Here is a 17,478-nt window from a genome sequence, read left to right as displayed (position 1 = left end):
TTACTTCGTGACACAATTTTGCCCTCTATCTTGAGAGTGACCCATGGACACCCTGCAAAACATGCGTGCTTTCAGTTGCGTAGCCCAGTTGGGCAGCTTCACGGCTGCTGCGGCGCAACTGGATACGACCACCGCGAACGTGTCGCGGGCGGTCTCCAATCTGGAAGCCCATCTGCAAACCCGGCTGCTTAACCGCACCACGCGGCGCATCGCCCTGACCGAGGCGGGCAAGCGGTACCTGATGCGCTGCGAACAGATCCTCACCTACGTCGAAGAAGCCGAAGCCGAAGCCAGTGACGCCCATGCCCGGCCTGCCGGGCAACTGAAAGTGCATTCGATGACCGGTGTCGGTCAGCACTTCGTGGTCGATGCCATCGCCCGCTACCGTGAATCGCATCCGGACGTGACGTTCGACCTGACCATGGCCAACCGCGTGCCCGATCTGCTCGACGAGGGCTATGACGTGTCGATCGTGCTGGCCACCGAACTGCCGGACTCAGGCTTCGTTTCGCAGCGCCTGGGCATCACTTACAGCATCGTCTGCGCCTCACCCGACTACGTGGCCAAGCACGGCTTTGCGCACAAGCCGGCCGACCTGCTCAAGCACGCCTGCCTGCGCATGGTCAGCCCGGTGATCCCGCTGGAGAAATGGCTGTTCGACGGCCCGGAAGGCCAGGAACTGGTGAACATCACCAGCTCGCCGTTCCAGGTCAACTCGGCGGATGCGATGAAAACCGCGATCCGCAGCGGCATGGGCATGGGCGTGCTGCCGATCTACTCGGCAATCGACGGCCTGCGCGATGGCAGCCTGGTGCGGGTGATGCCTGAGTACCGTTTGCAAGAGCTGAACCTGTATGCCATCTACCCGTCGCGTCAGTACCTGGATGCCAAGATCAAGACATGGGTCGAATACCTGCGCAACTCGCTACCGGAAATTCTCGCAGCCCATGAAGCTGACCTGAAAACCCATGAACTGCTGATCGCCAACTAAAAAGCTGCTGCGCAGTGGCGGTGGACAATGGTAGGTTGCTAACCAATCAAGCCCAATCACCGCCCTGAGATGTCGCCCGATGAAAAAGACCGTCCTGGCCTTCAGCCGCATCACGCCCGCCATGGCCGAGCACCTGCAGCAAGACTTCAATGTGATCGTGCCCAACCCCAAGCTCGGTGACATCAGCGCCCAGTTCAACGAAGCCCTGCCCGAAGCCCACGGCCTGATCGGGGCCGGACGCAAGCTTGGCCGCGCGCAGCTCGAAGGCGCGGGCAAGCTTGAGGTGGTGTCCAGTGTCTCGGTCGGCTACGACAATTATGACCTCGACTATTTCAACGAGCGCGGCATCGCCTTGACCAACACCCCCGACGTGCTCACCGAGAGCACCGCCGACCTGGGTTTCTCGTTGATCATGGGCTGCGCCCGGCGCACCGCCGAGCTCGATGCCTGGACCAAGGCGGGCAATTGGCAGGCCACGGTTGCGCCGACCCACTTTGGTAGCGATGTGCATGGCAAGACCTTGGGTATCGTCGGCCTGGGCAACATCGGCGCCGCCATCGCCCGCCGCGGCCACTTCGGCTTCAACATGCCGATCCTCTATGCCGGCAACAGCCGCAAACCTGCCTTGGAACAAGCGCTGGGTGCCCAGTACCGCAGCCTCGACCAGTTGCTGGCCGAAGCCGACTTCGTCTGCCTGGTGGTACCGCTGTCCGATGCCACACGCAAGCTGATCGGCGCCCGCGAACTGAAGCTGATGAAGCCGAGCGCATTTCTGATCAACATCGCCCGAGGGCCGGTAGTAGACGAGGCGGCGCTGATCGAGGCACTGCAGAACGGCACCTTGCGTGGCGCTGGCCTGGATGTGTACGAAAAAGAACCACTGAGCGACTCACCGCTGTTCAAGCTGCCCAATGCGCTGACCTTGCCGCATATCGGTTCGGCGACAGCCGAAACCCGACAGGCCATGGCCAACCGAGCGATGGAAAACCTGCGTGCGGCGTTGCTCGGTGAGCGGCCGCGGGATCTGGTGAACCCGCAGGTGTGGAAGGGCTGACAACATCTACTGCCTGAACCGGACTGTTGCGGATAATGCCGATACTACAAAATTATGTAGAGAAAGTTTGATCCACAACAGTCCGTTGCAGCCGACACTCGATAGTACCGGCGCTTGAACAGCGCCCCATCACTACGCCTCTTAGCATTTCACCGGCGGCACAACCTAAACGCCAGGCTGCAGACCAGCCTTAGCGTATTTAACCTCGACAACCACCGCCTTACCTAAGACTGTGCAAACCGTAGCCATACAATGGCTATCCGCGTTAGTGTCTTCTAACAACTTTCTAACGGTTTCTGGGTCATCGGGGTTACAGCTTTTCGTTAGCTCAAGATCATCTCGAAGAACGCCTTGTCGATCCATCAGGCTGAAATTGGAATCGATTAAGTCTATTACCTCATATTCCTCCCTGATAACCTGAGGCACCCAGACCTGCTGATCCGAACCTAGCTCTAACGTCTCTTTTGATCCATCGAATATATCCACCCCTAACAGGTGGATGATTGTTGCCTCTGGTCGAGCTGATAGCTTGCGGTGTTTCAGCTCAACAATTCTACAAGGCCGCTCACCGATCATCACATACTCGTACCGGCTCAGCGCACTTGCGGGCACCGCGAACTTTCCCGACGGCAACGCTTCATTATTTTTCAGTACGTCATCATCGCCTTCCATCTTTGCGCTCCCAGTTCATAGCTTAAAAGTCAGCCGATATATTCAGGCACGACGCAGACATGGGAGCACACTCGATGAAAGCCAACTACTGTCAAAAATAGCAGTCTAAAAATCAGCTTTTATATTCAGTACTTTTCATCACGCGCAGTCATTCACTACTGAGCGCCAAAGGTGAGGCGTTTTTCAGCGTTCTGCTCCCCTTGTGAGGCACCGAGCGGGCATGTGCACAGTAGCCCTGGCTTTGCGAAACACCAGCACATTCCCGGCCATCACCGCCAGCAGCCCAAACAGTGCTGGGGTTGTCCACTGATAGCCCTCGGCGAAGGCCGACACGTTCAGTGCAACCAGCGGGAACAGCACGGTGCAATAGGCTGCCCGCTCCGGTCCCATGCGCCCGACCAAGGTAAGGTAGGCGGTGAAGCCGATCACCGAGCCGGGGATGACCAGGTACAGCAGCGAGCCGACATAGCGAGCATCCCATTGCATGGCGAAGGGGATGCTATTGGCCAGGCAGTACACCGCCAGCAGCGAGGCCCCATAAACCATACCCCAGGCATTGGTGGTCATGGGCTTGAGCCCGGCCTTCTGCTGCAGGCTCGAAAGCATGTTGCCGGCCGAGAAGCACAGCGTGCCCAGCAGGGCCAGGCCCAGCCCGTAGAAGGTTTCGCGGCTGGCCTGGTGGTGGGAAAGCTCGGGCCAGAACAGCAGGCCCAACCCCAGTAAACCCAGCGCACCACCACCGATCACGTTGCTGGCGATCTTCTGGCCGAAAAATAGCCGGGCATTCAGGGCATTCCACAAGGTGGCGGTCGAGAACACCACGGCGATCAAGCCACTGGCAACCCACTGGCTGGCCGTGAGAAAGCACATGAAGTTGACGCAGAACAGGCACACGCCCTGCGCGAGGCAGATAGCGTGGCCGCGCCGGCCCATCGGTTGCAGCCGGCGGGTGAGCAGGAGGATGACGAACAGGATCACGCCGGCCAGGGCGAAGCGGTAGACGATAGACACCGGGATGGCGACCACGCCCAATTGCAGCTTCAAGGCGATCCAGGTGGTGCCCCAGATCAGCACGGTCAGCAGGTAGAGGGACAGGTTCATGGTGGCGGCTCCTTGGTCCTTTGGAAATCGATGCCCAGCGTTTCGCGGGTAACCCCGCTCTCACCAGGAGCCTCAGTATTCTTGCGACCGATGTTTGCCCGCTTGCACAAACTTGCGCTTTTGCGCCTGAGACAGCAGCCACCGCAGCGCAGGCGCAGTAGCATGAGCGCAAGAGGACAGACCATGACACCACTGAGCCAACTGCAAGTGTTCAACGCCATGCACGCCTCGCCCAACGCCCGGCTGGAGCTGAGCGCGCACCTGGGCGATGGGCTGGCGGCGGCGTTGTGGAGCAACCGCGACGACGCACGCGACTATCAGGCACCGAGCCATCACACCCTGTCGTGCTACATCGCCGATGGCACCGGCACCTTCCGTCGCCAGCGCCCTGCCGACAAGGGTGCGCCGGACAAACTGTGCATCATGCCGGCCGGGCACGAGTCCAACTGGGTCGTCAACGGCGCCATCCGCCTGGCGCACCTGTATATCAGCGAGGCGCAGTTCGCCTTGGGCTGCGTGCGCCTGCTCGACCGCGAACCACGGGAACTGCAACTGCAGGAGGCGACCTTTCTCGATGACCCCCAGCAATCGCTGCGTTTTCGCCATTTGATCACCCTGGCTTGGGATGAGCCGGCCGAGCGTCTGCTGGCCAGCAGCCTGGCCCATGACATCGTCGATCATGCCGTGCTCAGCCAGGTTGGCCTGCGCCGCGGGTTGCGGCTCAAAGGCGGGTTGGCACCTAGCCTGCGTCGGCAACTGGTGGACTATATCGAGGCGCACCTGGAGCAACCGATCACCCTGGGCGAACTGGCCCTGCGCAGTAACTTGTCCGAATACCACTTTGCGCGAATGTTCCGCACAAGTTTTGGCCTGCCGCCGCATCAGTACCTGCTGGCGCGGCGACTGCATCGCGCTTGCCAGCTACTGCGCCTGGGCGACTTGCCATTGGGTCAGGTGGCGCTGTTGTGCGGGTTCGCCAGCGCCAGCCATTTCAGCAACCGCTTCCGCCAGGCCATGGGCGCCTCCCCTGGCGAGTACCGCTGCGCCGTCCGTGGCTGAGTGCGAGCATCGGCTCCAGCTGGCTGCCCAGCCTTCAGAATTCGAAGGTGCTGGACACGCTCACCTGTCGCGCATCGCCGAGGGCGACGAAGTACTGGTTCACCGCTGAGCTGTAATACACCTTGTCGAAAAGGTTCTTCACGTTCAGCTGCAGGCGAACGTTGTGTTCGTCCAGCTTGGTCTCGTAAGTGGCGAACGCATCGGCCACGGTATAGCTGGGCAGGTCGAAGGTGTTGGTCGAGTTGCCTGGCCGCTCACCGACATACCGCGCCCCGGCCCCAAGACGCAGGCGATCGCCACCAAACAGGCTGCCAAAGTCATATACCGCCGACAACGAACCGCTGTGGCGGGCCACGTTCTGCAGGCGGTTCCCTTCGATGTCCGGGTCCTTGGTGACCTTGGCGTCGGTGTACGCGTAGCTGCCGATCAGGCTCCAGCGCTCGCTGAGCTGGCCGGTGAGGTCGAGTTCGACACCCCGCGAGTTGACTTCGCCAGCGTTGCTGTAAAGCGTCTCGCCGCTGGCACTGTCGAAGTTGGAAACCAGCACGTTGCGCTTGGTGATATCGAACAGTGCCAATGTGCCGGTCAGGCTGCCGGGCATGTCGAGCTTGGCACCCAGCTCCCAGGACTTGCCCTCTTCCGGTGCCACCGACGAATCCAGTACCACGCCGCCAGTCAACGGGGCGATGCTGGAGTTGGGCTTGAACGACTCGCTGTAGCTGCCATAGAACGACAGCTGGTCGTCAACCTTGTAGACGATGCCGGCATGGGGTACCCAAGCCTGGCCATTGGTGTCGGTGTTGGCCTTGAACGGGCGGCCGCGGCCGGCGTACTGGTCGTATTGCTGATAGCGCGCCCCGGCGACCAGAATCCAGTGCTCGTCCAAGTGCAGCGCGTCCTGCACGAACAAGGCGTCGGTGCGCAGCTTGTCGGTCTGGTCGCTATCGCTGGCACGCACCGTGGTGCCCTCCACTTCCTGGCCATATACCGGGTTCAGGTAGCTGAACGTGGACCTGGCGCTCTGGCGGATCAGGTCGCCGCGAAAGATCTTGCGGTCCTCGTGGTCGATGCCGAACATCAGGTCGTTCTGCAGGCCCGCCAAGGTGGCCGCGCCATTGAGGCTCAGGGTGGCGAACTGGTCGCGGCTCATGGCGTTGTGCGTGCCATCGATACTGCGGGTCAGGGTGCCCTTGGCTTCGTTGATGCCAGTAATGCGAACCTGGCTGGCATCGTAGGTCTCGCGGTTGAAGCTGTAACCGAAATGCAGCTTCCAGTCATCGGCCAGCTGATGGTCGACTTCCAAGCGATAGAGGTCGGACCTTCCTTGCATGTCGTTGAATGGCTCGTCCAGCCGCCGGGTAGCGGGTATGTTCAAGGGGTGGCCGTTGCTGCCGAATGCCGTGCCGCGGTCGAACGGGGAGGTGAACTCGCGGTGCTCGTAAGCCAGCACCACTTGGGTATCTTCACCGAGCCAGGCCAGCGACGGCGCCACCAGCGACTCGCGGTGCACGCCATAGTTACGCCAGTAGTCCTCGTCCTCGTGATCGACGATCAGCCGATAGGCGAAGTTGCTGTCGCCTAGCGCACCGGTGCTGTCCAGGCCACCGCCGCTGCCGTTCTTGCCGCTGCCGTAGGTCGAGCCACGCACGCTCAACGCGTTGTATTGCTGCAGTTGCGGGCGTTTGCTGACCACGTTGATGACCCCGCCAGGGTCTTGTATGCCGTACAGCAAGGAAGCTGGGCCCTTGAGCACTTCTACCCGCTCGGTGCTGGCATTGAGGCTGCGGCCCTGCACCACCGGCATGCCGTCGCGCATGATCGAGCCATCACGGTTGTCGCCGAAACCGCGCTTCATCACGGTGTCGGCAGTGCCCCCGAAGTTGTTGCCCTGGGTGATACCGCTGACGTTGGCCAGCGCATCGTCCAAATTGCGCGGTGCCTGGTCGCGAATGACCTGCGCGGGCACTACGTTGATCGCCTGGGGGATATCCTGGGACGGCCCTTGGCCGCGCATGATCGATGGGCTGGCCGGCGGCTGATAGCTGTAGCTGTCCATCTGCGAAGTCACCGTGGTGGCTTGCAAGTTGAGGGCGGCAGCGCTGGCCACAGGTTCGAGCGTCAAGGTGCGGGCGTCGAGGCGGCGCCAGGTCAGCCCGCTGCCGCCCAATAGCTGTTGCAAGGCCTGCTCGGCGCTGAACGAGCCGTTGAGCGCCGGAGCCTGAACATTGGGCAGCTCAAGGGTGTAGACCACGCTTTGCCCGGTGGCACGGCTGAAGGCATTCAAGGCTTGAGCCAGGGGTTGGCTAGGCTGGGCGAAGCCATGCAACTGGAGTTGTTCGGCAGCTGCCAGGCCAGGGGCAGCAAGGGTGGCCGAGCACGCTGCAAGGCCAAGCCAGAGGGGAACGCAACGAGGGGTGAAGTTCATGGACGCTGACCTGTGAGAGGGCTATTACTGCGAATCAATCGCACTTTCACTCATTACACGGATGCCGACTCTGATTACCTCACCGGTATTTGAAAATTTTTCTCAGCGGATCACGGTTAGCCGACCAAGCAACGTCCTGCGCTCGAAGCCCAGCAGTTTGGCCAGCGAGTCGAGAGCGGCCAGTGGTTGATCGGCAGGGAAGCTGCCGCTGACCCTGCGCTGCCCCAACTCAGCGTTCAGCACAACGATGCGCCCAGGGTAATAGCGGCCCAGGTCAGCCACCACCTGGGCCAGCGGCACCTGGTAGTAGCTCAACCAGCCCTGGCGCCAGGCCAGGCGGCTATCACTGTCAACGCGCGCGATATCACCGCTTAGCCCGTTGCTGTAAGCCAACTGTTGATTGGCCGTGAGCACCTTGCTCGCCTCGCCTGGCTTGGCAACCACCGCCACCCGCCCGTTGCGCACCGTAACCTGGGCGCCCTGCCCTTGCTCGCGCACCTCGAACTGCGTACCCAACACCCGCACCTCACCGCCTGCGGCCTGCACCACGAAGGGTTGCCCGGTATGGGTCACCTGGAAGAACGCTGCGCCCTGCAGCAGGCGCACACGGCGTTCGCCTTGTTCAAAGTCGACGGCGATGGCGCTATGGGCGTCCAAGGTCACCTGTGACTGGTCCGCCAGGGTTACCTGGGCCAGCGCATCATCGCTGCTGTAGTCCGCCTGCAGGTTCAGCCACCATTCAGTCGGCCGCCAGCCGCCGGCCACACTAATGGCCAGCACCAGGCAAGCGGCGGCCAGCGCTGCACCGGCACGGCGCCAACGGCCTTTGTCGCGGGGCTTGGCCATGGCCTGCAAATAGTGCTGCAAATCTGCCTGCTCCAACGCGGCCAAGCGGGCCGCCGGTGCCTCGCACAGTTGCCACAACGTTTGGGCTTGTGCATAGGCCTGCCGGTGGCTGGGTTTGGCCAGCAACCAGCGCTTGAAAGGCGCACTGCTAGCTATTGCGGGCTGCTCGTTGATGCGGATCAGCCACTGCAAGGCCGCCTCGGACGCGGTGGCGGTGGTCTGCTGCGGGTCGCTCATCGGCGGGCGCTCCCTGGCCTGCGGATAAAGGTCGCGGGCTCGGCAATACTAGCCTTGCACGCCTCTAGGGCGCGCATCATATGCTTTTCCACGGCGCTCTGGGAAAGCTGCATGGCCTTGGCGATTTCGCCGTAGGTGCAGCCGTGTATGCGGTTGAGCAGAAATATTTGCCGAGTACGCTCAGGCAGGGCTCGCAACGCGGTTTCGATGCGCTGCAGATCATGATCGACTTCCAGGGCGTGTTCCGGGGCCTGAGCCTGCGCAGCTTCATCCCCCGCTAGCGAGGCTTCGGCGACACGCTCGCGGCTACCTTCACTGCGCAAATGATCGATGGCCAGGTTGCCGGCACAACGCAACAAGTAGGTATCGAGCGCCTGGGCTTTGACCTCGGGCCGTCGCCACAAGCGCAGGAACAGTTCCTGAACCAGGTCGGACGCCGTGGCACGGCAACCGACCCGGCGGTTGACCATGGCTTCCATGCGCGCACGCTGGGCCAGAAACACCTGAAGCAAACGTGCACGGGCGCCGTCGTTGTCAGAATCGGTCAAGGCATCACCCGTTCAACAGCGCCAGCAGCGGCCCGAGCACCAGGCTGACAGCTGCCAGGCCGAGCAGCAGCCGCGGTCGATAGGGTAGACCGAACACCCACACGGTGACTCCCGCCATCAGGCAAGCGACCCATTCCACCAGACCATGGGCCCAGCCTCGCCCATGAACGGCAAGCGCCAACGATACTGTCAGCAACGACCACCCGACGATTCGCAACACGCGCAGCTTGAATGCCGAGGGTTTACGCACCAGCAGCGCGCTGAAGTGTTTTTCCATCGCCAGGCACAGGGCAGCGAAGCCGGCGAAACCGATCAGGGCAAAACTGACCATCACTTGACCTCGACCATCGCGGGCGAAACTTTGGCCGCCTTCGCCGCGCGTTGGCTAGCAGGCTTGGCAGGGCGCAGCATTCTGCTCGCAGCCCAGGCAAGGAATACCCCGCAGGCCAGGGCGGTGAGGTCGAACCCGGCCATGGCCCAGTCACCGGCCGGGACCGAGGCGTTGAGGCCTTGGCCAGTACTCAGGGCATTGAGCGCCGGCAACAGCGCAAAGGCTGCTGCGCCCACTGCCAACTGCTCGCCCCAGGCCTTGCGGCCCGGCCGCAGCACGGCATGCGCCAACGCCGCCAGCCAGATCATGAAGAAGGTGTTGATCTCCCAGTCTGCCCGCCCTGGCAGCGTCACCGGCAGCAGCCGATTGGCCCAGAAGTATCCCGCCACCGCCACGACCAGCCCACTCATGCTGGCGATGTTGAGCACCTCGACCAGGCGCAGCTCACCCGGCAGGCGTTGAGCCTTGGCATGCTTGAGCTGGCGCTTGCCCAGCCACATCACCAGGCCCGTGCCAATCACCGCTGTGCCGGCAAGCCCGAAAGCAAAGTACAGCCAGCGTAGCCACGGCCCAGCGTAGTTCCCCATGTGCAGACCGGCGAAGCTGAATGCGGTCATCATCGCACCGCTTTCAGGCGCACCCTGGCTCAGCAGCTCGCCGGTGGCACCGTCGAAGGTCCAGTTGGCGCTGCGTCTGTAGGGAACGCTGTCAGCCGAGGACTGGGTGAACGTTACCCTGGCATTGCGATCCCCGGCGTTCTGCACCTGGATGAACCCCATGTGTGCACCGGGCGCCTGCGTCTGCACCTTGGCATACAGGCTTGCCAGCGGCACCAGCGGTGTGGCGACGTTGACTACCTGGGGAGGGTCGTCGCGGCCGAATAGGTCATTGAAGTAGCCGCTGCTACTGCCATAACTGGCCATGATGCTTGCGGGCATGACCAGGTACATGAACAGCACCAGGCTGCTGTAGCTGATCATCAGGTGAAACGGCAGCACCAGCACGCCGATGGCGTTGTGCCCGTCCAGCCACGTGCGCTGCCCTTTGCCAGGGCGGAACGTGAAAAACTCTTTGAAGATCTTCTTGTGGGTGATGATCCCGGTCACCAGCCCCAGCAGCATGATGAAGGCGCACAACGTCGACAGCCAGCGGCCCCAGGGATAGGGCATCTGCAGCTCGAAATGGAAACGATAGAAGAACTCGCCGCCACGGCTGTCGCGCGCCTCTACTGGCTGCCCGGTCTGGGCGTCGAGGGTTTTCCTGACAAACCCTCGGCGCCCGCCCTCGGGGTCACGCCAACCCACGGTCAAACCCGCATCTCGCTCGCTGGGCAGGCGGATCATCCAAGTGCTCGAGTGCGCGCCATTGTGCTCCAGGTACTGCTGGGCCAGACGCAGGCTGGCCTGCGGGTCGAGGGCATGGCGGCGTACTTCCGGCTGCATCCAGTGACTGACTTCTTCCTTGAAGTACGACAAGGTGCCAGTGAGGAATATGGCAAACAGCAGCCAGCCAAATATCAGCCCGGTCCAGGTGTGAAGCCAGGCCATTGCCTGGCGCAAGCCTTCCTTCATGGCTGTTGCATCCAATAGGCAAAGCCGCCGAGCAGGCCCAGCAGCACGCTCGGCAGCAGTACACCGAGCCAGGCACGCCAGGCACTGCGGCAGGCGAAACAGCCGATGAAGGCCAATACATAGATGACGAACGAGAGCATCAAACCGGTCAGCGTGGCATCGACCTGAGGCAACGGCAGCAGCAGCGCAAGGCAGACACTGAACAACGATGCCAGCACGTAGCCACCCAGCAACGCGGCCAGGCTGCGTGAGACCACAGCCAGGCGATAGCTCAGAGGAAGTCCGGCAGAGCGCTTCATGGAAAGTGTCCGGAAAGTGGGACTGCAATAATAATGATTTCAATTCTCATAAGCAAAGAATCGAAACGACTTCTCGTCTGAGGGGCAATTTGCAACAGAAAATTTATTTTCCATTAGGGGTTGTAATCGCCGCGCGGTTGCCTGACCTTAGAGTCAAGAGGCGCAGAATTTCCAGGCCCCTCAAGGGCCTAGGCACGCCTCCCTGCGAGCAAGCTGAATAAGGATTGGAATCATGCAAATCCAGGTCAACAGCAGCAACCATATCGAAGGCAACATCCGTCTGAACGAGTGGGTCCGCAGTACGCTGGAAGCCAGCCTTGAACGCTTTGATGACGACCTCACCCGGATTGAGGTGCACTTGCGCGACGAGAACGGCGCCAAGCCCGGCCCGCATGACAAACGCTGCCAATTGGAGGCTCGCCCAAAAGGCCATCAGCCCATCTGCGTGACCCACACCGCTAACTCGCTGGACCAGGCGGTTGACGGTGCCGCCAGCAAGCTCACCCATGCGCTGGAACACTTCTACGGCAAACTGCGCAGCAAACGTGGCGTACTGGAGCTGAACGATCCCGACGCCTGATAAGCATCCGTAACGAAAAACGCCCGGCCTGAGCCGTAATGCTGTTCACTTAAGTATTTGAGTTCAGGCTTGGGGGCGATAAATCCGATACCAGCGATCTGGTGTCGGATTTTTTTTGGGTTCAATCTGAGGCTTTTAGCGCCTGTGAGATCGAGCGCCGCCTTCGCCCCGGAGTACCGGGTCAACCTGAGTATCGAGCGGTTGGACGGCAGCATCATGCTGACCCTTTCCGACGACGCTGGCGTGGTTGCCAAGCGCCTGATCAGCCAAGCTCAGCGCAATGACCCGGTGCGCCTGCAACGGGTCATCGACAGCATTCGCCTTGGGCTGGCGATCGAGCTGGGGCAGAACCCGTTACAGGTGCTTGCAGCCCTGACCCGTGATCCCAACCCGCAGGCGCGTCCGTTCACCGGAATCGGCGTGGCGAACTGACGATCACCCCTGCTGCAGCAACTGACCGATCTGCTTCTCCAGATCACGCAGGCGCAAGGTCCCGACACGGTGAGCGCTGTCGAAGGTATCGGGCTGATGGAACAGGCCGAACAACCCTTGATCATAGGTCGGCTCTTCCCCTCGCTTGAGCCAGTACAACGACTCCTCGACCAGCGAGCGGCTGTTGACCACTTTCAGGTCTATGACATCCGCCACTTCGGTGACATGCACCGCATAGGGGTCGAGCCCGAAGGCTTGCTTGAGGTGAGCATGCACAGCTTCGATATCCAGTTTCATGACAATCCCCGCTCGGCGTGATTGGTTCGCGACCCCGTGTCACGAATCCCGCAAAAACGCCGAGGAAGATTCAAGCGTGCCAGCGACCAGCGCTGGCCACAGATAACTAGCCCCTACTTGCTTTCCTCCACATCCTTGCCGTTGGCGTCCAGTGCCTTGGTCGAGGGATAGCGGTACGACGCATAGCGCACTACCAGGATCGAAAACGCCAACAGCAGGATGCCACCGCAGACATACAGCAACCCCACATCAGGCGCCTTGTGGTGTGATACATCGCCAATCAGCAGCCGCGTCAGGGCGGTAATCGCTACGTAAAGCAAAAAGCGGATCGGCATGTGGTTGGTCTTGAAGTAGATCCCAACCATCGCTCCAAGCTCCAGGTAGATGAACAGCAGCAGAATGTCATCGACGCTGATCCCACCCTTGCCGAGCATGTCGAGAAAGGTCACCACCGCAGCATAGGCGGTGATGGCGCCGATGCCGAACAGTGCGAGGTAGTGGAACGCCTCCACACACAGGTTGCCCAGCGAGTCAGCCGAGCCATGCAGGCCCTTGCGTAGTTTCTCTGCCCATTTGATGTCCACGATGTCCAATTCCCCGATACGACTTTAAGGATGATGCGTCAGCTCTGTGACGCTTGTGCCATGCAGTTAAAGGGCCAGGCCCCAGGCTTGGAAGGCGACCGATTGCCGCAAGGCACGGGCGGCGCACGATTTTGGCAGCGCTACAATTTCCGGTTGCGAAATGATTGCTTTGCCATTACTGTATATCGATACAGTATTCAGTAACGGCAGCCTGCCTACTGCGCTGGATAGCCACTGAACCGCAAAGCCACGGGGCACATGCCCGCCCCTTTGGCGATCACTGACCGAGAGGCCTCGTATGGCTGTAGAGATTCTTTACCGCAGCACGCGCGATTTGGAGACCACGTTCTTGGACCGCAAACTCGCAGACGCCCATGACCAGATGCTGGAACTGGCCGAAGTGTTGACTCAAGTACTGGTCAAGCACGTGCCAGGCCTGGACGAAAACATGGCCGAAGAGGCAAGCATCTTCATGGCCAAGAACAGGGCAGTATTCGCTGCTGCGTTCAAGAACAATGCCTCGGCATTGGCTGAACTTGATGGGTCGGACAAAACCGACGAGTAAGTAGGCCTACGGATAAAGCAGGCGCTCAGCGAGCATCTGCGCAACCCGTGCGGGCGAGCGCTTTTGCGCCTGGGCATGGCCAAATATCTCGGTAAGGCGCGCAGGTATGCCCGCCAAATGTGCAGTGATGGTGCTCAGGGCTTCGCCCTGATGCTTGAGGGCAACATAAATCAGGCCTCCGGCATTTATCACGTAGTCGGGGGCATACAGGATGCCTCGTGATTCCAGCTGATCAGCTACTTGCAACGTGGTCAGCTGGTTGTTCGCCGCACCTGCCACTGCAGCGCAGCGCAACTGCATCACCGTTTGCCCGTTGAGGACCGGCCCCACACCGCAAGGCGCAAAAATATCGCAGGGCGTACTGATCAAGGCGTCGTGGGTTACCGGGTGCGCGTCGAACTGCTCCACCGCAAGGCGCACCCGGCCTGGGTCCAGGTCGCTGACCAGCAATTCCGCCCCCGCCGCATGCAGTTGCTCGGCCAGGGCATAACCGACGTTGCCCAACCCCTGAACCGCCACTCGCAGTCCTTCGAGGTTACTGCTGCCAAGGCGTGCCTGAGACGTGGCGCGTATACCGGCGAACACTCCGAGCGCCGCCTGCGCAGAAGGGTCCCCGCAAGCTGTGGTGCTGGTGACGTGTGGGGTGCTCTGGGCGATGCAGTCCATGTCTTGTGTGGAAGTGCCACTGTCCACGGCCACGATGAAACGCCCTTGCAAGGTGTCGACGAAGCGGCCGAAGGCCTCGAACAGCGCCGCGCGGTTTTCCACATGAGGGTTGCGCAAGACCACCGCCTTGCCGCCACCCAACGACAACCCGGCCAGGGCCGCCTTGTAGCTCATGCCCTGGGCCAGGCGAACGGCGTCGGCCATGGCGCTTTCGTCATCGGCATAGGGTAGATAGCGGCAGCCACCCAGCGCAGGGCCCAATTTCTCGCTGTGAATCGCCACGACGGCCTTGAGGCCGGTGGGCGGGTCGATGAACAGGTGCAGCGACTGGGTGCGGGTGCTTTGCATCAGGGCGAACATCTACGGCTCCCCAACGAGGTGCTCATAGCAGTATAGGCACGTGTCAGAATTGGGCACTGTGAGCGGACCACTGGACGAATGCACGCGCCACGGCTAATACTCAAGCGTGAGTGGAGAACCCCCATGAACCCACGTCAAGCCTGCCTGGCCTGCCTGGAACGCGAGCCGGTCGCCCTGCTGGAAGCTGCCCTATGGATTGCTGCCGAGCATGATCGGCAGGTCGAACCTGCCGCATGCCTGGCTGCATTGCGCAATGTCCAAGGGCAGATCAGCGCCAGTCTGCCCATGCTGCCACTATCGGAGCTCGCTCAACCGCTGCTGCGCCAGCTCAACGCGCTAGGCTTTCAACAAGACGAATACCACCCGATCCGCCCCCATGCGGCGTTGCTGGACAAAGTATTGCAGCGCAGACGCGGCCAACCGCTGGCGCTGGCGATCATTACCCTGGAACTGGCTCAGCGCTTGTCCATCCCCCTGGAGGGTGTGGCATTTCCGGGGCACTTTCTGCTACGGGTGCCAGGCGCCGACCACCTGCTCGACCCCTGTGGCGGCCGTCGCCTCTACACCAACGATTGCCGTGAGCTACTGGCCCGCCAGTTCGGCCCACAGATGCCATTGACTGCAGAGCACCTGCGCAGTGCCAGTGCGAAGCAGATGCTGCAGCGACTGTCACGCAACCTTCGCCAGTTGCATATCAGCAACGACAACCACCTGGCTGCGCTGGTGGATGCTGAGCGGGTGATGCAACTGGGCCCGGTGCAGGTCAGCGATTACATGACCCGTGCCACGCTCTATCAGCGGCTGGATTGCCCCCACGCCGAACGCTTCGACCTGGAGCATGCCCTGCTGCTGACCGAAGACCCCGTCCAGCGGCTGAAGCTGTCTGAACGGATCGCCAAGCTTCCGAGCGCCAAGCGCTCTATTCACTGAGCCGGGGTGTCCACCTGGCAGGCCGGATGCGCCTTGGCGAATGCCGGATGCGCTTTAGCAAGGCCCGCCACCCGTGCTATGCGCGGGTACCGGCTCAGGTCGATATTGAAGCGCTCGGCGGCATATAGCTGCGGTATCAAGTAGACATCCGCCAGCCCAGGCTGGCTGCCGAAGCAATAGCCATGTTCGCCAATCAACTGCTCGACGGCGGCCAGACCGTGGCTGGTCCAGTGGGCGATCCACTGATGGACCTGCGTTTCATCATGACCCAACTGCCGAAGTTGATTGAGCACGCTGACATTGTGCAGCGGGTGCACATCGCAGGCGATGAGCGCCGCCACCCCACGTACTTTGGCGCGCATGTTGGCATCGGCCGGCAACAGTGCCGGCTGTGGATACGCCTCTTCCAGATACTCGATGATCGCTGGCGATTGCACCAGCAGCTCACCCTCGTCGGTGCGCAAAGCCGGCACCCGGCCTTGGGGGTTAACGGCAAGGTAGCCTGCCACATGCTGCTCGCCCTTGAGCAAATTGACGGGCAAAGCCTGAAAATCCAGGCCCTTCAATGCCAGGGCAATGCGCACGCGGTAGGACGACGTGGAACGGTAATACGTATACAGCTCCATGGCCCACTCCCTCAGTTGGCCGCGATGATCTTGCCGCGGCATTCGCCGAAGCCGATGCTGCCTACACCATCACGCGAGCAGCGCGCACGCAGGATGATTTCGTCACCGTCTTCGAGGAAGGTGCGCTTCTCACCGCTGGCCAACTCCACCGGTTGCTTTCCACCGAGCGTGGTTTCCAGCAGGCTGCCATAAGCGTCGGGCGTGGCGCCGGACAGCGTGCCGGAGCCGAACAGGTCACCAGGCTGCAACTGGCAGCCGTTGACGCTGTGGTGGGCGATCAACTGCGCCACGGTCCAGTACATGTTCAAGGTGTTGCTCAAGGCCAGGCGGTGGGCCGGCAAGCCCTGCTCGCGCATGCGCTCGGTAAGCAGCAGCACTTCCAGCTCGATGTCGAAGGCCCCGCGCGCCTGGTCCTTGGGGTCGAGCAAATAAGGTAGTGGCTGCGGGTCGCCGTCCGGGCGGGCCGGCTGGGCGCAGCGGAAAGGCTCCAGCGCTTCGGCTGTGACTACCCACGGCGAAAGCGTGGTAATGAAGCTTTTGGACAGGAACGGGCCCAGGGGCTGGTATTCCCAAGCCTGAATGTCCCTGGCTGACCAGTCGTTGAGCAGGCACAGGCCAGCCAGGTGCTGATCGGCCTCGGCTATTGGGATGGCCTGGCCAATGTCATTGCCTTGGCCGATCCAGATGCCCAATTCCAACTCGTAGTCCAGGCGCGCGCAGGGGCCGAAGCGCGGTTCAGTCTCGCCAGCCGGCAAGGTCTGGCCTTTGGGGCGGCGTACGTCGGTGCCAGAGGGACGCAAGGTGGAGGCGCGGCCATGGTAGCCAATCGGTACGTACTTGTAGTTGGGCAGCAAGGGGTTGTCCGGACGGAACAGCTTGCCGACGTTGGTGGCGTGCTGGATACCCACATAGAAATCGGTGTAGTCGCCAACCTTGGCCGGCAAGTGAAGCTGACACTCGCTGGCCGGATACAACGCTGCTTGCAGCGATTGTTGATGCTCGCAGTGCTCGCCCAGCAGCTCCAATAGACGCTCACGCAGTGCCACCCGTGCAGCGCGCCCAAGCGCGAAAAAAGCGTTCAGCGCACCACCACGGGTCGCCTCCACCGCAACTTTGGCCTGGCCCGCAAGCAAGCCTGTGGCCAGCACGGCCTCCAGGTCGAGGATGGCATCGCCAATGGCGACGCCACAGCGCAGCGCCTCACCCGGCCGGCTGAAGATACCCAGTGGCAGGTTCTGCAATGGGAAGTCGCGGTGCCCGTTGGCGTGCTCGACCCAGCTACGGGCAATGGCGGTCTGGTTCAT

General features: G+C 61.7%; 20 protein-coding genes. 7 read left to right on the top strand and 13 right to left on the bottom strand.

The annotated features are described in order from the left end of the window. The first annotated feature begins 43 nt into the window (after window positions 1-43). Together ACK59H_RS04655 and ACK59H_RS04650 are read left to right on the top strand one after the other, a co-directional pair. Window positions 44-991: a LysR family transcriptional regulator gene (locus ACK59H_RS04655; protein ID WP_060478959.1), complete on the top strand. Its 948-nt coding sequence runs from the start codon at window positions 44-46 to the stop codon at window positions 989-991. A gap of 79 nt (window positions 992-1,070) precedes the next feature. Beyond that, window positions 1,071-2,045 (top strand): D-glycerate dehydrogenase, encoded by a 975-nt coding sequence (locus ACK59H_RS04650; protein WP_060478958.1) that lies wholly within the window; start codon window positions 1,071-1,073, stop codon window positions 2,043-2,045. 165 nt (window positions 2,046-2,210) lie between these two features. On the opposite strand, the gene ACK59H_RS04645 is transcribed toward ACK59H_RS04650, so the two are convergent. Both ACK59H_RS04645 and ACK59H_RS04640 read right to left on the bottom strand, forming a co-directional pair. Further along, window positions 2,211-2,717, bottom strand: a complete 507-nt coding sequence (locus ACK59H_RS04645) for a hypothetical protein (RefSeq protein ID WP_409264275.1) — start codon at window positions 2,715-2,717, stop codon at window positions 2,211-2,213. 183 nt (window positions 2,718-2,900) lie between these two features. Then, window positions 2,901-3,818, bottom strand: a complete 918-nt coding sequence (locus tag ACK59H_RS04640) for a DMT family transporter (protein ID WP_060478956.1) — start codon at window positions 3,816-3,818, stop codon at window positions 2,901-2,903. Between the two features lie 183 nt (window positions 3,819-4,001). On the opposite strand from ACK59H_RS04640, the gene ACK59H_RS04635 reads away from it, so the two are divergent. Beyond that, window positions 4,002-4,877 (top strand): helix-turn-helix domain-containing protein, encoded by an 876-nt coding sequence (locus tag ACK59H_RS04635; protein ID WP_060478955.1) that lies wholly within the window; start codon window positions 4,002-4,004, stop codon window positions 4,875-4,877. A gap of 34 nt (window positions 4,878-4,911) precedes the next feature. Here ACK59H_RS04635 and ACK59H_RS04630 read toward each other — a convergent pair whose 3' ends face one another. The 6 genes from ACK59H_RS04630 to ACK59H_RS04605 all read right to left on the bottom strand — a co-directional run bounded on the left by ACK59H_RS04630 (window position 4,912) and on the right by ACK59H_RS04605 (window position 11,134). Then, window positions 4,912-7,302 (bottom strand): TonB-dependent receptor, encoded by a 2,391-nt coding sequence (locus ACK59H_RS04630; RefSeq protein ID WP_060478954.1) that lies wholly within the window; start codon window positions 7,300-7,302, stop codon window positions 4,912-4,914. A 102-nt stretch (window positions 7,303-7,404) separates the two neighbouring features. Then, window positions 7,405-8,385 (bottom strand): FecR domain-containing protein, encoded by a 981-nt coding sequence (locus ACK59H_RS04625; RefSeq protein WP_060478953.1) that lies wholly within the window; start codon window positions 8,383-8,385, stop codon window positions 7,405-7,407. Continuing rightward, a complete protein-coding gene (locus ACK59H_RS04620; protein WP_060478952.1) occupies window positions 8,382-8,933 on the bottom strand; it encodes an RNA polymerase sigma factor in 552 nt (183 codons plus the stop codon). Before ACK59H_RS04620 ends, ACK59H_RS04625 begins: the two co-directional genes overlap by 4 nt. Before the next feature lie 4 nt (window positions 8,934-8,937). After that, a complete protein-coding gene (locus ACK59H_RS04615; RefSeq protein WP_060478951.1) occupies window positions 8,938-9,264 on the bottom strand; it encodes a DUF3325 domain-containing protein in 327 nt (108 codons plus the stop codon). Next, window positions 9,264-10,835, bottom strand: coding sequence for a PepSY-associated TM helix domain-containing protein (locus tag ACK59H_RS04610; protein WP_060478950.1), 1,572 nt, complete (start codon window positions 10,833-10,835; stop codon window positions 9,264-9,266). The genes ACK59H_RS04615 and ACK59H_RS04610 overlap by 1 nt, the downstream gene beginning before the upstream one ends. Continuing rightward, window positions 10,832-11,134, bottom strand: a complete 303-nt coding sequence (locus ACK59H_RS04605) for a DUF3649 domain-containing protein (RefSeq protein WP_060478949.1) — start codon at window positions 11,132-11,134, stop codon at window positions 10,832-10,834. Before ACK59H_RS04605 ends, ACK59H_RS04610 begins: the two co-directional genes overlap by 4 nt. Window positions 11,135-11,366: 232 nt before the next feature. Here ACK59H_RS04605 and ACK59H_RS04600 point away from each other — a divergent pair, with 232 nt between their 5' ends. Then, window positions 11,367-11,714 carry an HPF/RaiA family ribosome-associated protein gene (locus ACK59H_RS04600; RefSeq protein WP_060478948.1) on the top strand — a complete coding sequence of 116 codons (348 nt, stop codon included), beginning with the start codon at window positions 11,367-11,369 and terminating at the stop codon, window positions 11,712-11,714. Window positions 11,715-11,858: 144 nt separating this feature from the next. After that, a complete protein-coding gene (locus ACK59H_RS04595; protein ID WP_409264274.1) occupies window positions 11,859-12,146 on the top strand; it encodes a DUF3509 domain-containing protein in 288 nt (95 codons plus the stop codon). Window positions 12,147-12,149: 3 nt separating this feature from the next. Here the strand turns inward: ACK59H_RS04595 and ACK59H_RS04590 are convergent, their stop codons facing one another. Together ACK59H_RS04590 and ACK59H_RS04585 are read right to left on the bottom strand one after the other, a co-directional pair. After that, complete coding sequence (locus tag ACK59H_RS04590; protein WP_060478543.1) at window positions 12,150-12,443, bottom strand: hypothetical protein; 294 nt, start codon at window positions 12,441-12,443, stop codon at window positions 12,150-12,152. 113 nt (window positions 12,444-12,556) lie between these two features. Then, window positions 12,557-13,027, bottom strand: coding sequence for a phosphate-starvation-inducible protein PsiE (locus ACK59H_RS04585; protein WP_060478549.1), 471 nt, complete (start codon window positions 13,025-13,027; stop codon window positions 12,557-12,559). Window positions 13,028-13,325: 298 nt separating this feature from the next. Here ACK59H_RS04585 and ACK59H_RS04580 point away from each other — a divergent pair, with 298 nt between their 5' ends. Further along, on the top strand, window positions 13,326-13,592 hold the full coding sequence (locus ACK59H_RS04580; RefSeq protein ID WP_060478542.1) for a YebG family protein: 267 nt from the start codon (window positions 13,326-13,328) through the stop codon (window positions 13,590-13,592). A gap of 6 nt (window positions 13,593-13,598) precedes the next feature. On the opposite strand, the gene ACK59H_RS04575 is transcribed toward ACK59H_RS04580, so the two are convergent. Next, complete coding sequence (locus ACK59H_RS04575) at window positions 13,599-14,618, bottom strand: amino acid dehydrogenase (RefSeq protein ID WP_060478541.1); 1,020 nt, start codon at window positions 14,616-14,618, stop codon at window positions 13,599-13,601. Between the two features lie 123 nt (window positions 14,619-14,741). Between ACK59H_RS04575 and ACK59H_RS04570 the strand changes: the two genes are divergently transcribed. Beyond that, window positions 14,742-15,548, top strand: coding sequence for a SirB1 family protein (locus tag ACK59H_RS04570; RefSeq protein WP_060478540.1), 807 nt, complete (start codon window positions 14,742-14,744; stop codon window positions 15,546-15,548). On the opposite strand, the gene maiA is transcribed toward ACK59H_RS04570, so the two are convergent. Both maiA and fahA read right to left on the bottom strand, forming a co-directional pair. Continuing rightward, window positions 15,542-16,174, bottom strand: a complete 633-nt coding sequence (gene maiA / locus ACK59H_RS04565; protein WP_060478539.1) for a maleylacetoacetate isomerase — start codon at window positions 16,172-16,174, stop codon at window positions 15,542-15,544. The genes ACK59H_RS04570 and maiA overlap by 7 nt on opposite strands. 11 nt (window positions 16,175-16,185) lie before the next feature. Next, a complete protein-coding gene (gene fahA, locus ACK59H_RS04560) occupies window positions 16,186-17,478 on the bottom strand; it encodes a fumarylacetoacetase (RefSeq protein WP_060478538.1) in 1,293 nt (430 codons plus the stop codon).

It is taken from the genome of Pseudomonas sp. KCJK9000, from assembly GCF_046230725.1.
Classification (GTDB): Bacteria; Pseudomonadota; Gammaproteobacteria; order Pseudomonadales; family Pseudomonadaceae; genus Aquipseudomonas; species Aquipseudomonas promysalinigenes.
Note: the sequence above shows the minus strand (reverse complement) of the source record. Positions and strands in the feature narration are given on the sequence as shown.